The sequence below is a fragment of the Collinsella sp. TF05-9AC genome, from assembly GCF_003438495.1.
Classification (GTDB): Bacteria; Actinomycetota; Coriobacteriia; order Coriobacteriales; family Coriobacteriaceae; genus Collinsella.
The window spans coordinates 3,993-16,818 of sequence record NZ_QSSH01000003.1 but is presented as its reverse complement, the minus strand read 5'-3'; the positions used below and the strand labels follow the sequence as shown (position 1 = coordinate 16,818).

Below are 12,826 nucleotides of genomic sequence, written 5' to 3'. Positions count from 1 at the left end.
ATGGGTTTTTTCGACAAGCTTTTCTCGGGCGTCACCGGCGGCAGCCGCGAACCCCAAAAGCCCTCTGGCGTCGAGCTTGAGCTGCGCCGTAGGCTCACCGTGCTCGCAAGCGACGAGGCCACTCAAGACGCCCCGCAGCGCTATTTCCTGCGGTGGGAGGGGCAGGTCCAGGGCGTCGGTTTCCGCTTCACCAACACCAACCTCGCACAGGCGCGCTCCCTCACCGGCTGGGTGCGTAACATGGAAGACGGCTCAGTCGAGATGGAAATACAGGGCGCGCCGGCAAACATCCTATCTCATCTCGAGACGCTTCATGCCTCCTACGAGCGCATGGGAACGCGTTTTCGCCTCGTAGACGCCCAGGCCCGAGCCCCACTTGCCAATGAAGACGGTTTCAGTCCTCATTATTAGTATTGTGTGCTAAATACGGTATCATTTACCTACGACCGTTGATAGAAAAGAGGCGAGGCGCATGGCGGTGCAAAGAAGGAATACCAAGCAGCGAAAGCTGGTTCTTGACGCCGTGCGCCAAAGCTATAACCATCCCACCGCCGACGAAATCTACAACGTCGTGCGCGCGCAGGATGACAAAATCAGCCGCGGTACGGTCTACCGCAATCTCAATCTCTTGGCCGACGCCGGCGAGATCCTCTCCATCAAGACACCGGGCGGCAGTCGCTTCGATCGCACCATCGAGCCGCACGCGCATATCATCTGCACCTCGTGCAGCCGCGTCATCGACGTACCGCTCCCCTTCGATGCCCAGCTCGACGCCAAAGCGTCCGAGCAAATCGGCTGGCACGTCACGTCGCACTACACCATCTTCGAGGGTCTCTGCCCCGACTGCCGATAGATGTTTGGGACATGCCTTAAAATCCACCTTTCCGCACTCTGCAGCAAAAAGTAGATTTCTAGACATGTCCCAAATGTCTACTCAGCAAGTAGACGACGCAGCTCTTCTTCGACCGTGCGCACGTAGCGGACGCGGTCGTTGATGCCACGCATAGAGGGATTGCAGCTCTCCATCAGATAGGGATGGCCCACGACGTTAAGCATGTCGCGATCGTTCTCATTGTCGCCAAACGCCATCATCTCATCGGGCGAAATCCCCAGGGCACGACCGTAATCGGCAAGCGCGGAGCCCTTGCCCGAACCGAAACCGATAAAGTCCGTCCATTCGGTTCCCGACGTCATCACGTCGACACGGTCGCTAAAAAGGCGCTCGAAATACTCCAGGGCCGCCGGCTGATCCACCTCGGGCGTCTGGAAGGCAATCTTAATGACGTCCTCGTCGATGTCCTCGGGACGGTCGACCACCGCCACATCGCAGTGGACCTCATAGCGCAAATGGTCGACGAACGCATCGTTGCCGCTCATGGTGTAGAGGTGCCCCTCACACGAAAGGGTCACGTCGGCATGGGGATACGCAACCACGGCATTCGCGATATCCATAGCAAGGCTGCGCTCCATGGAACGCTTGACAACGGCACGTCCCTCGCTCATCACCAGGGCTCCGTTTTCGCATACATATGCGAGCTCATCGGCCACCGGGGCAAACAGGTGGCGCAAGCTCGCATATTGACGGCCGCTCGCCGGCATAAACACGATACCGCGACGATGCAGCTCATCGATAAGCTCAAAGGCCTCGGAACGCGGCTCGCGCTCCCCCGGATGCAGCAAAGTGCCGTCCAAATCGCATGCAATCAGCTTGATTCCCTCAAGACCCATATGCTTTCCCCCAAAGCACCTCATCAACAGCAAGACGGACTTTGATTGGTCGCCCCTCAAAGCCCGTCTTGCGCATACGTGCGCTTAGCCGCGCGTCTTTTTTACGATGGTAAAGTCGGGAGCCATGCTCACGACGACCTCCGCCGCACTCGACGCAAAGCGTCGGCTGGCATCGAGCTCGCGCGTGACCACCGAGAGCCGAACACCCTCGACACCCCGGAGCATGCGGCCCAAAACAGGCTGCACCGGCGTATACATGCGCACGGTATGCTCGTCCGAGTCGCCCCGGAAGAGCGGCGCATGCATGTTGCCGATCTCCCAGCACGCATGCGCGAGTGCAATCGGATCCATGCGGTCGACTTCGACCAAATAAACCTCGGCGCTGCGCAGGCGCACAATAACCGCCACAGGCACCACGCCCGAACGGTCAATGGCGAGCACGTCGCCATCGGCAAGACGACCGCCGTCGGCAGTATCCAGCCGAACATCGATCGTGCGCCCCAGCTCCGTCACGCCAACAAACGCGCATACATCAGCCTGGTCCCAATCGAGCAGTAGCTCGTCAACTTCAAAGACACCGCCCAGCTCCCGGCGAAGCAGGAGTTCATAGGACGGGTCGTTGAGATTTCCCAAGCATGTCGTCGAAACCAAGCGTTCAGGCATACTCTAACCCTCGACCTCGACGAGCTCGATATCAAAGTTGAGGTCCTTGCCGGCAAGCTCGTGGTTGGCATCGAGCGTCACGGCCTCGGGCGTCACGTCGATGACCACGGCGGGGACGGGCATGCCGCTGGGCGTGGACAGGAAGAGCTTCATGCCCTTCTCGATCTGCTCGATGTTGGGAACCTGCTCGGCCGGGAAGGTAATAACCATCTCGGGATTGTGCTCGCCGTAGGCATCGGCAGCAGGAATGTGCACGGTCTTCTTCTCGCCCACCTGCATGTCGACAACAGCGGCGTCGAAGCCCTTGATCATCTGGCCGGCGCCGCAGGTGAACTCCAGCGGCTCGCCGCGATCGTAGGAGCTATCGAACTGCGTGCCGTCGTCGAGCGTGCCGCGATAATGAGTCTTGACCTTCTTGCCCTGGTTGGACATGGTAACCTCCGTGATAAGGGCGGCGCACAACGCGGGCCGCCGTGAACATATGGCGCTAACTATACCCTAGTCATACAATTCAAAGACAGTTTGCAAAGAAACGCTGCAACCGGAGGATCCATGGCATATCCCGTATTTGACTTACACTGCGACACCGCCGACCGCATCGGCTGGGCCACGCTCGATCTCGACCTGCGCTTTACCGCCGGCACCGACGGTTATTTCCCCGGCGACGAAACGCATCCGCAAGATTTCGACCTCATCGAGGGCAACGCCTGCGCCATCTCGCTCGCAAAGATCGGCAACACGCCGTGGGCACAGTGCTTCGCCACGTTTGTCCCCGACGAGATTCCCACCGCCCACGCCGCGCGCTTCCAGGCGCAAATCATGGCGCATATGAGCGGCCAGGCAATGCTCAACCACGACCGCATGGTCAACGTACGCAGCGCCGCAGACATTCGCCCTGCGCTCAAAGACGGCAAGGTCGCTTGCATCCACACCATCGAAAACGCCACGTTCTTTGCCGAGGACCCCGCGCTGATCGAGGTGCTCAAGAGCCTGGGCGTGCTTATGTCGTCACTCAGCTGGAACGCGCAGGGACCGCTCGCGAGCGGCCACGACACCCACGCCGGCCTCACCGCCGCCGGTATCGAGGCGCTTACGCAGATGGAGCACGCCGGCATGGTGCTCGACGTTTCCCACCTCAACGATGAGTGCTTTGACGAGGTTGTCGCCCACGCCACGCGCCCCTTCGTTGCCAGCCACTCCAACTCCCGCGCGGTTTGCGGCGTCAAGCGCAACCTCACCGACGACCAGTTCCGCACCATTCGCGACATGGGCGGTATCGTCGGCCTCAACTACTGCAGCGAGTTCCTTTCCAACGACGCAACCGACAAGACCGCCGCAGACGTCACCTTCGACCAGCTGGCGGCACATATCGAGCACTGGCTCGACCTGGGCGGCGAGGACGTCATCGCGCTCGGCGGCGACTGGGACGGCGCCACGGTGCCTGCTTTCCTCTCCGATGCCAGCAAGATGCCCGAGTTCCAGAACATGCTCTCCAAGCACTTTGGCAAGACCGTGATGCAAAAGCTCTGCAGCGACAACGCGCTTGCCTTCTTTGAGCGTTATTAATTTCACATCCCTTGAGCGGGCCGGCATGCCGAACGGTCGACATGCCGGCCCGTCCCCAATCTGAAGGACCGCTTTTGACGCAGCAATTTACGTTTTTCCTACCCCGACCGGATGGCACGTCCTTGCCCGTCGTCGTTACCAAAAAGCGCGTCAAGAACTTCAACCTACGCGTCACATCGAGCGGTGAGGTCCACGCCAGCGCACCGATCGGCGCCAGCCGTGAGCGTATCGAAGCGTTTGTGAAGCGCAACAGCGCCTGGATTATCAGCCGACTTGCCCAGCGCGAGCAACGTCAGGCGACGGCGAGAGAGCCGCTCAGCCCCTCGTCCATCATTGCGCTTTGGGGCAAACCCATCACGGTACAAGATGCGCTCGATCACAACTTTACATCACCCGCACCGCGGCCCAAGCAGGCCACCTTCGCAAGTTTTATGGGTACCGACGAATCGGACGAAGGCCCACAGGCCAAGCGGCGCGCAATCCTCGACGGCCTAACGTCCGACGAGCTCCAGACACGCATCGACCAACTCTATGCATCCGAGGTCACCGCAGCGCTACGCGATATGGTGCGCGCATACGAAATCGCAATGGGCGTCACCGTTTCCCGCGTCTCCGTGCGCAGTATGAAAACACGTTGGGGATCATGCACGCCCAAGACCGGAGCTATTCGCATCGCACGCGAACTTGCCGCTTATCCCATCGAGTGTCTCGACATGGTTGTCGCCCACGAGCTCGTCCACTTGCTCGAACCAAGCCACAATCAGCGGTTTCACGCCCTGCTCGACACGTACTGCCCCAACAATAGAGCTCTGTCGCAGCGGCTCAAGCAGCCACCCATAGAGACGTATTAGAGCCGGTTAGCGCACGCGCTCGATCTCGACACCGCAACTTGCCAGGGGCAGGCCAACAGGTGCCCACGGCTTATCGAGCTTTATACGCACACCAAGCAGCGAGGGATAGCGGCGCAGCAGCATCTGGGCCGTCCCCTCGGCTGCCGCCTCGATGAGTTTAAACGTATGCTCGCGCAGATAGCCATCGACATCGTGGCACACCGAGCCGTAGTCAATCGAGGCGTCCAGGTTATCGTGCTCCCCCGCTGCACGCAGGTCGGCATAGAGCACCAAGGACACGATGAACTTCTGGCCCAGCGCGTTCTCTTCGGGATACACGCCGTGGTTGGCAAAGACCTCGAGACCGTCGATAGTAATGCGATCGGCATGGCGCAGATCGTCATAGCTCACGTGGGGCACCGCCGTTGCGGTGGATATTTTGCCCCTTTCACGGCGGGCGAGCTCGGCACCTTCAGTCTTGGTTGCATTCTCGGGCAGTTTTTTGTTACTCATCGCGATCGTCTCCTTCGTTTAGAACCCCGACCGCGCAAACTAACTACACGCGAATCGACAGGTTCTTTTTATCGTCGCTCCAGTTGCAAGCATTGCGCGCGGGGCATGCAAAGCAGGCGCGCGACGCTTTGTCGGCTGCGTAGAGCAGACGCTCAAGCGGTTGGCTGTTCACGCGCAGCTTTCGATGGCCCAGAATGGCCGTCTTAATGGCTGCGGCATCGGCCGGCTCAAACGCCACGTCATCGGGCATGCCGGCGAGTATTGCATCAGCGACGCGCTCGCTTGCAACATCATGGGATATACCCGATTCATACTGTTCATCTTTGCCGATATCGTGAAGAAGTGCCGTGGCGTAGATGACCTCGCGGTCAAACTCGAGCTGTTCCTCGAGATTCTTGATCCACATAATACGGGCGACATCCAGCAGGTGGTCAATACCGTGGCGGCAGAAGATGCGCCCCGATTCCAACTGTGCAATGTTGCCCAGGTGCCGCCGGAACAGACCGTTGGCACAGATGTAATCAATGCGAGGCATGACACCAAAAGGCGCCAGACCCGAAGCCATAAAACCGCGACGCGGCGTTCCCTCGTCAGTATTCGATGTAAAGTCGTTGACGACTCTCATAGTTAGCGTCCCAGCATCCTAAAGAAACGCTCTTCGAGCGCGGGGTCGGTCTCAAAGACGCCGCGGCGAGCGAGCGTCACGGTCTTGGTGCCGGGCTTTTGCACGCCGCGCATGGTCATACACATATGCTCAGCTTCCATGAGCACAATCGCTCCCTGGGGAGCGAGATACTCCATGAGGGCATCGGCAACCTGCGCACACAGCTGCTCCTGCAGCTGCAGACGGCGGGCATAAACCTCAACCGTGCGAGCAAGCTTAGAGAGCCCTGCGACACGGCCGTTGGGGATATAGCCAATGGTAGCCTTGCCGTAAAACGGCAGCAGATGATGTTCGCACAGCGAGTAGAACGTGATGTCGCGCTCGATAACCAAATCGTTCGAAGCGACGGCAAAGGTTTTGGACAGGTGCTCCTCGGCACTCTGGTCCATACCGCCGGCGAATTCACCATACATACGGGCAACGCGCGCCGGGGTCTCCAGCAGGCCCTCACGAGTTGGGTTCTCGCCTATGCCCTCAAGCAACAGCTTAATGGCGGCCTCGACTTTTTCCTGATCGACCATCTGGGCCTCACTTTTCCGATTTCACGTTCGCGCTATGGTACCACGCCCTCCGGCATCGACCACAAGCTACATAGTATGGGTCGAATAGACCGGATCATCACGCCAAAGTTCAACCGCATCACAAAGCGCAACGCCCTCGCGCTCGGCACGGGCACGCGTAGCGTTCATATCGATCACGCGCTGATTGCTCGAGCCTCTGAAGCGCAACGAGATATCGTACAAATCCTGAACGAACGGACCGTCCACCAACATATCGAGGCAGGTAAGGATGCGGTCCGTCACCTCGGTATGATGACGACCGCCCGGCATAAGCTCCTCGAGCACATCGCCGGTAAAGCACCAAATAGTCTTTCCCGACCCCGATGGATAGGCCGCACGCACGCGTTCGATAAAGTCGACAAGCCCCGCTTGATTCTCAGGTTCCATAGGCTCGCCGCCCAAAATCGTCAGACCATCGATAAAGGGATGATCGAGACTCTCGATAATCTTGTCCTCGACGGCACGATCGAACGGCTCACCCGCGGCAAAGTCCCACGCGACGGAGTTGAAGCAATTCTTGCACCCACGACGGCACCCGCTCACAAACAGAGAAGTACGAACACCTTCCCCATCAGCAATGTCGAAATACTTAATGTTCGCGTAGTTCATAGGTAACTCTCCCGGGAGGCCGGGACATATCATCCCGTCCTCAAACATTCTCGGCCTGCGGCCTGCGAAACTGCGGGCGGGACGATATGCCCCGGCCTCATGCAAAGGGTAACTCAATGAACGAAGCGAACATCGAGCATAGGGTTCGAGGTCCAATAAATACTTTGTTGCAGCTCAACCGACTCCGCAAGCAAACCGTTGTTGCAAGTCAACTCATTTCCGCTAAGAACTTCGAGGGGTGAGCAGGCCGCATGCTGCATCTCAGCTACATTAACTTGGCTGCCCCGTAGCGAGGCCCCGGACCTTTGCTCGATATGAGTTCCGCACGAACAGGAGGCGCCAGTGGCGCCTCCGTCGTGAGCCAGGACTGTCCGAAATAGCGAGTAAAGGTCCGGGGCCTCGCTACGGGGCAGCCTGGGATGGTTATTAGAGATGCAGCACGCGGTCGCGGATCTCCTCGGTTCGACCCTGGTTCCAGAACTGGGTACCGATGTAGCCGCACGTACGACGAGCGACGTTCATCTTCTCCTGGTCGCGGTTGCCGCAATTGGGGCACTCCCACACCAGCTTGCCATCGTCCTCGACAATCTTGATCTCGCCATCGTAGCCGCACACCTGGCAGTAGTCGCTCTTGGTGTTGAGCTCGGCGTACATGATGTTGTCGTAGATGTACTGCATCACGCGAATGACAGCCTTGAGGTTGTCCTGCATGTTGGGAACCTCAACGTAGGAAATGGCCCCGCCCGGCGAAAGCTGCTGGAACATGCCCTCAAACTTGAGCTTGTCGAAGGCATCAATCTCCTCGGACACGTGGACGTGGTAGCTGTTGGTAATGTAGCCCTTGTCCGTCACGCCCGGAATAATGCCAAAACGACGCTGCAGGCACTTGGCGAACTTGTAGGTCGTCGACTCCAACGGCGTGCCGTACAGCGAGAAATCGATATCGCTCGCGGCTTTCCACTCCGCACACTTGTCGTTCATGCGCTGCATGACCGCCATGGCAAAGGGCGTGCCCTCCTTCTCGGTGTGGCTGTGGCCCGTCATGTACTTGACGCACTCATACAGACCGGCATACCCCAGGCTGATGGTGGAATAGCCGCCCACGAGCAGTTTGTCGATCGTCTCGCCCTTCTTAAGGCGCGCCAGGGCGCCGTACTGCCAAAGAATCGGCGCGGCATCCGAAAGCGTGCCCATCAGACGCTCATGACGGCACAGCAGGGCACGATGGCACAGTTCAAGGCGCTCATCGAAGATCTTCCAGAACTTGTCCATATCCTGGTGCGAGCTCAGCGCGACATCAGGCAGGTTAATGGTCACAACGCCCTGGTTAAAGCGACCATAGTACTTAGGCTTGCTCGGGTCATAGTTCAGCGCGTTGGCGACGTTGTTAAAGCCGTTGCCCGAACGGTCGGGCGTCAGGAAACTGCGGCAACCCATACAGGTGTAGCAATCGCCGTTGCCGGCGGTCTCGCCCTTAGACAGCTTGAGCTCGCGCATCTTCTTCTCAGAGATGTAGTCGGGCACCATGCGCTTGGCGGTGCACTTGGCAGCGAGCTTGGTCAGATAGAAGTACGGCGAATCCTCGCGGATGTTATCGTCCTCGAGCACGTAGATGAGCTTGGGGAACGCCGGGGTGATCCACACGCCGGCTTCGTTCTTAACGCCCTCATAGCGCTGACGAAGCGTCTCCTCCACAATCATGGCAAGGTCGTGCTTCTCCTGAGGCGTACGGGCCTCGTTAAGATACATAAAGACCGTCACGAACGGCGCCTGGCCGTTCGTGGTCATAAGCGTCACGACCTGATACTGGATCGTCTGGACGCCGCGACGAATCTCATCGCGCAGGCGATCCTCCACGACCTCGCGGACCTTTTCGGGAGATGCGGAAACGCCGAGCTCCTCAAGCTCGCGAGCAACCTCGCCGCGAATCTTTTGACGGCTCACCTCGACGAACGGGGCGAGATGAGTCAGCGAAATCGACTGGCCGCCGTACTGGGAGGAAGCAACCTGGGCGATGATCTGCGTCGCGATGTTGCAGGCCGTCGAGAAGCTATGCGGCTTCTCAATCAGCGTACCCGAGATAACAGTACCGTTCTGGAGCATATCCTCCAGGTTCACCAGGTCGCAGTTATGCATGTGCTGGGCAAAGTAGTCCGAATCGTGGAAGTGAATCAGGCCCTCGTTGTGAGCATCCACGATCTCCTGGGGCAGCAGTACGCGCTGCGTCAGGTCCTTGGAAATCTCGCCGGCCATGTAGTCGCGCTGAACGGAGTTGACGGTCGGGTTCTTGTTAGAGTTCTCCTGCTTGACCTCTTCGTTGTTGCATTCGATCAGCGACAGGATCTTGTCGTCGGTCGTGTTCTTTTGGCGCTTTAGGCTCTGAACATAGCGATAGATGATGTAGTGGCGAGCGACCTCGTAGCAGTCGAGACGCATAATCTCGTCCTCGACCAAATCCTGGATCTCCTCGACCGATACGGTGTGACCGGCCTTCTCACATGCCTCGGCGACGTTTTGTGCCGCATAGATCACCTGGCGGTCGGTAAGGCGAGAGCCTTCCTCGACCTCCAAGTTTGCGGCGCGGATCGCATTGACGATCTTATCGATGTCAAAGGTAACCTCGGTGCCGCTGCGCTTGATGATCTTCATCCTCTTGCCTCTTTCGCATCGTAGCCTCATTGCGCTTCAGAGCCAAACGATGCCCGGCAGGGCTTACCCTGTCTTGCGGCGCCGTCGCGCAATCTGTGTTTTCGATAACCATAGGCCCTCATGCGGACAATCCTCGCAGCCAATCAAGGGGCTCAAAGATCCATCCAAATGGGGCGAATAAGGTCCTCGTTCTCTGTCCGCCATCTATCATACGACAAAGAGGCATCTATATCCTGTATTCTTTTTTTAGGTCAAACACAATATATAGTGTTTCAGCAGGTCAAAGCAATTAGTCATTTTGCAGACGCATTAATTATGAGGGGTTCTTGGCAAGTCGGTAAAACGTTATCAACACGACTACCTGCATGGCAGTTATAAAACCCCCTCAACCGAGCCACCGCCAAATAGGACCAAAACCAAGCCGCTCACGCCAAAAGAATCCAAAAGATTATGCTTGACCAACATGTTGCGGTCACGATCGGCCAGGACGTATGCAATCTGCCGGCAGCCCTACGGGATGCGAAAACCATTGCGTACAGACCTTGGATCAATATTTGGTGGCTTATTTGGCGGCGTGCTTGGTGGCAAAAAAACAGCCCAGAGGACATAGCCTCTGGGCTGTGAACATTTGGTGGGCGTTAGAAGATTTGAACTTCTGACCTCTTCCGTGTCAGGGAAGCGCTCTCCCCCTGAGCTAAACGCCCAAATGGAGCGGACAACGGGGCTCGAACCCGCGACCCCAACCTTGGCAAGGTTGTGCTCTACCAACTGAGCCATGTCCGCTTACGAGGATTAATCTTACGTGATACCCGCATCCTATGCAAGAACTTTTTTTAAAAAGTTTTGCGACGCCCTCACGAACCTCGCGAAGACATCAGCCACCACGGAAAGCGCAGGCAACCGCAAACTCGCCGCAAGAGGCCTCTACATCTCACCGAGCATGATCCAGGCAGAGCTGTCCTGCGCGAGCCTGCCGTCTGCAAGTGGTGATGAAGTGAGCAGGATCCTGCCCGCCGGCAGCTCCACGGGTGCTGTACCGAAGTTCGTCACACACGCCCAGCCGTTGTCGCGGCGATAGGCGATGACGCCGCCCTCAGCGCCCTCGGCACCATCTGTAAGGCCAGTGCGCCCGTCAAGATCGAGCCACGCAAGATCGTTGGCGCACCCGCGCAGCTTGCGCCGCAGCCGGAGGGCGTCACGATAGAGCGCAAGCATCGATGTCGGGTCCGCTTCTTCCCTATCGGCAGCGTAATCGGAAAACCATGCAGGTTGCGGCAGATGGGGCGCCGCATCGGCGTCCGCCGGCGAAAACCCAAACGATCCGCCCTGCGCGGGATCGTCCGCTGCCACCCACGGCAGGGGCACACGGCAGCCGTCGCGCCCCTTCTCGCGCTTCGGTCCGTGCGTATTGGTCGCAGCAGGATCTTCGAGTGCAGCCCACGGGATGTCAGCCACCTCAAAAAGGCCGAGCTCCTCACCCTGATACACGTATGCCGAGCCCGGAAGCGCCAGCTCAAGCAAAAGGGCCGCCCGCGCGCGGCGCTCACCGAGTTCACGGTCCTCGTCATAAGACGACCCGTCGCGTAAGAGCCAGTCGAGCGCAATCTGGTGGTAGCGCGTCGCCTTGATTTGCGGCAGCGCATAGCGCGTCGCCACGCGCGGCACGTCGTGGTTGGAGAGTACCCAGGTCGAGGCGGAATCGGATTCGATGGCCGCCTTCAAACCCTCCTCGATTGCAGTGTGCATGTCATCATAGGTCCAAGTGGCCTTGGCGAACTCAAAGTTGAATGTCTGGCCAAGCTCGCTGGGGCGGGCGTAGAGATACTGGCGCTCGGGCAGCACCCACGCCTCGGCAACGGCGCTGCGCGGCGGATTATAGCGGTCGAACACGCGGCGCCACTCGCGATAGATCTCGTGGACCTCGTTACGGTCCCACAGCGGATGGGTGCCGTCGTCAACCATGTCATCGCCCTCGGCGAGATGCCACCGGTCGAGGTCATCGCGGTCGAGATCCTTGGCAAGACCGTGCGCCACATCAATGCGAAAGCCATCGACGCCTCGATCGCTCCAAAACGTCAGGACGTCGCAAAAGAACGCGTGAACCTCGGGGCACGACCAGTCAAAGTCCGGCTGCTCGGGCGTAAACATGTGCAGATACCACTGACCGTCCGCGACACGCGTCCAGGCGGGGCCGCCAAAGTTGGCATTCCAATTGGTGGGAGGCGACTCGCCGTGCTCGCCGCGACCATCGCGGAAGATATAACGAGCGCGCTCGGGCGATCCGGGGCCAGCGGCAAGAGCGGCTTTGAACCACGGGTGCTGGTTGGATGAATGGTTGGGCACGATGTCGACGATGACCTTGATGCCACACGCGTGAGCCGCAGCGATCATGTCATCGAAGTCGTCAAGCGAGCCGAGACGTGGATCGACATCGCAGTAGTCCGCCACATCATAGCCACCATCGACAAGAGGCGATGGGTAAAACGGGCTCAGCCAGATGGCCTCGATACCCAGCCGCTCAAGATAGTCCATCTGCTGGGTAATGCCCGCGATATCGCCCAGACCCGAACCAGTCGAATCCTTAAACGAGCGCGGGTAGATCTGATAGATCGCGGCATCGGACATCCATGAGCGAGAAGAGGACTTTTCTGTAGCCATGGGGTGCGCCTCCCTTGCAACGAGGTTTTGCGAGATGTCCACGATGATACGCTCAAAGCTAACATTCGCGGCAAACAACGCCACAGCCACGCCCCAAAACGCTCGCTCCCTTTCGGGTTCGGGCCCATGCGATGGGTACAAAAAAGCCCAGTTACCGTAGTAGCCGGGCTATTGCGTTTGGAGCGGACAACGGGGCGTCCGCGTATCCGCTTCGCGGATCCGCACCGGCTTCGGCCGCCTGCCGGCGACCTCGCCAGCTCGCTACAAACGCTCCGCGTTTGCTTAACGCTCGCTCCCTCTCGGGTTCGAGCCTCTGCGATGGGTACGAAAAAGCCCGGCTACCGTAGTAGTCGGGCTGTTGCGCTTGGAGCGGACAACGGGGCTCG

At 58.9% G+C, this 12,826-nt stretch carries 13 protein-coding genes and 2 tRNA genes; 4 read left to right on the top strand and 11 right to left on the bottom strand.

What is annotated here, in order from left to right; all coding sequences use genetic code 11:
* Both DXC52_RS01490 and DXC52_RS01485 read left to right on the top strand, forming a co-directional pair.
* Positions 1–411 (top strand): acylphosphatase, encoded by a 411-nt coding sequence (locus DXC52_RS01490; protein WP_117745848.1) that lies wholly within the window; start codon positions 1–3, stop codon positions 409–411.
* A gap of 61 nt (positions 412–472) precedes the next feature.
* Positions 473–853, top strand: coding sequence for a Fur family transcriptional regulator (locus DXC52_RS01485; protein WP_099431458.1), 381 nt, complete (start codon positions 473–475; stop codon positions 851–853).
* Positions 854–930: 77 nt separating this feature from the next.
* Here the strand turns inward: DXC52_RS01485 and DXC52_RS01480 are convergent, their stop codons facing one another.
* The 3 genes from DXC52_RS01480 to DXC52_RS01470 all read right to left on the bottom strand — a co-directional run bounded on the left by DXC52_RS01480 (position 931) and on the right by DXC52_RS01470 (position 2,823).
* Complete coding sequence (locus DXC52_RS01480; protein WP_158554572.1) at positions 931–1,728, bottom strand: HAD-IIB family hydrolase; 798 nt, start codon at positions 1,726–1,728, stop codon at positions 931–933.
* 84 nt (positions 1,729–1,812) lie between these two features.
* Positions 1,813–2,391, bottom strand: coding sequence for an urease accessory protein UreE (locus DXC52_RS01475; protein ID WP_117745846.1), 579 nt, complete (start codon positions 2,389–2,391; stop codon positions 1,813–1,815).
* A gap of 3 nt (positions 2,392–2,394) precedes the next feature.
* The gene (locus tag DXC52_RS01470) at positions 2,395–2,823 is read right to left on the bottom strand and encodes a peptidylprolyl isomerase (RefSeq protein WP_055286916.1); all 429 of its coding nucleotides are present in this window, start codon (positions 2,821–2,823) and stop codon (positions 2,395–2,397) included.
* A 120-nt stretch (positions 2,824–2,943) separates the two neighbouring features.
* On the opposite strand from DXC52_RS01470, the gene DXC52_RS01465 reads away from it, so the two are divergent.
* Entirely contained in the window at positions 2,944–3,957 is a 1,014-nt protein-coding gene (locus DXC52_RS01465) for a dipeptidase (RefSeq protein WP_117640822.1), read from the top strand.
* Positions 3,958–4,079: 122 nt separating this feature from the next.
* Complete coding sequence (locus DXC52_RS01460) at positions 4,080–4,808, top strand: M48 family metallopeptidase (RefSeq protein ID WP_158554571.1); 729 nt, start codon at positions 4,080–4,082, stop codon at positions 4,806–4,808.
* Positions 4,809–4,814: 6 nt separating this feature from the next.
* Here DXC52_RS01460 and folB read toward each other — a convergent pair whose 3' ends face one another.
* From folB to DXC52_RS01420, 8 genes are all read right to left on the bottom strand, one after another.
* Positions 4,815–5,300, bottom strand: a complete 486-nt coding sequence (gene folB, locus DXC52_RS01455) for a dihydroneopterin aldolase (RefSeq protein ID WP_117745844.1) — start codon at positions 5,298–5,300, stop codon at positions 4,815–4,817.
* Between the two features lie 43 nt (positions 5,301–5,343).
* The gene (locus tag DXC52_RS01450; protein WP_199409409.1) at positions 5,344–5,925 is read right to left on the bottom strand and encodes an HD domain-containing protein; all 582 of its coding nucleotides are present in this window, start codon (positions 5,923–5,925) and stop codon (positions 5,344–5,346) included.
* Positions 5,926–5,927: 2 nt separating this feature from the next.
* Positions 5,928–6,485 (bottom strand): GTP cyclohydrolase I FolE, encoded by a 558-nt coding sequence (folE, locus tag DXC52_RS01445; RefSeq protein ID WP_117745843.1) that lies wholly within the window; start codon positions 6,483–6,485, stop codon positions 5,928–5,930.
* Positions 6,486–6,551: 66 nt separating this feature from the next.
* The gene (gene nrdG / locus DXC52_RS01440) at positions 6,552–7,133 is read right to left on the bottom strand and encodes an anaerobic ribonucleoside-triphosphate reductase activating protein (protein ID WP_117745842.1); all 582 of its coding nucleotides are present in this window, start codon (positions 7,131–7,133) and stop codon (positions 6,552–6,554) included.
* 426 nt (positions 7,134–7,559) lie between these two features.
* The gene (gene nrdD, locus DXC52_RS01435) at positions 7,560–9,782 is read right to left on the bottom strand and encodes an anaerobic ribonucleoside-triphosphate reductase (RefSeq protein ID WP_117745841.1); all 2,223 of its coding nucleotides are present in this window, start codon (positions 9,780–9,782) and stop codon (positions 7,560–7,562) included.
* Positions 9,783–10,411: 629 nt separating this feature from the next.
* A tRNA-Val gene (locus DXC52_RS01430) sits at positions 10,412–10,486 on the bottom strand.
* A gap of 3 nt (positions 10,487–10,489) precedes the next feature.
* Positions 10,490–10,565: transfer RNA gene (locus DXC52_RS01425), tRNA-Gly, on the bottom strand.
* A gap of 141 nt (positions 10,566–10,706) precedes the next feature.
* Positions 10,707–12,440 (bottom strand): glycoside hydrolase family 13 protein, encoded by a 1,734-nt coding sequence (locus tag DXC52_RS01420; RefSeq protein WP_233504711.1) that lies wholly within the window; start codon positions 12,438–12,440, stop codon positions 10,707–10,709.
* Positions 12,441–12,826: the final 386 nt, after the last annotated feature.

Excerpts from the sequence above, each read along its gene's own strand:
- DXC52_RS01420 (WP_233504711.1), bottom strand. The coding sequence starts at position 12,440 with ATGGCTACAGAAAAGTCCTCTTCTCGCTCATGGATGTCCGATGCCGCG.
- nrdG (WP_117745842.1), bottom strand. The coding sequence starts at position 7,133 with ATGAACTACGCGAACATTAAGTATTTCGACATTGCTGATGGGGAAGGT.
- DXC52_RS01470 (WP_055286916.1), bottom strand. The coding sequence starts at position 2,823 with ATGTCCAACCAGGGCAAGAAGGTCAAGACTCATTATCGCGGCACGCTC.
- nrdD (WP_117745841.1), bottom strand. The coding sequence starts at position 9,782 with ATGAAGATCATCAAGCGCAGCGGCACCGAGGTTACCTTTGACATCGAT.
- DXC52_RS01485 (WP_099431458.1), top strand. The coding sequence starts at position 473 with ATGGCGGTGCAAAGAAGGAATACCAAGCAGCGAAAGCTGGTTCTTGAC.
- folE (WP_117745843.1), bottom strand. The coding sequence starts at position 6,485 with ATGGTCGATCAGGAAAAAGTCGAGGCCGCCATTAAGCTGTTGCTTGAG.
- DXC52_RS01465 (WP_117640822.1), top strand. The coding sequence starts at position 2,944 with ATGGCATATCCCGTATTTGACTTACACTGCGACACCGCCGACCGCATC.
- DXC52_RS01490 (WP_117745848.1), top strand. The coding sequence starts at position 1 with ATGGGTTTTTTCGACAAGCTTTTCTCGGGCGTCACCGGCGGCAGCCGC.
- DXC52_RS01475 (WP_117745846.1), bottom strand. The coding sequence starts at position 2,391 with ATGCCTGAACGCTTGGTTTCGACGACATGCTTGGGAAATCTCAACGAC.
- DXC52_RS01480 (WP_158554572.1), bottom strand. The coding sequence starts at position 1,728 with ATGGGTCTTGAGGGAATCAAGCTGATTGCATGCGATTTGGACGGCACT.
- DXC52_RS01450 (WP_199409409.1), bottom strand. The coding sequence starts at position 5,925 with ATGAGAGTCGTCAACGACTTTACATCGAATACTGACGAGGGAACGCCG.
- folB (WP_117745844.1), bottom strand. The coding sequence starts at position 5,300 with ATGAGTAACAAAAAACTGCCCGAGAATGCAACCAAGACTGAAGGTGCC.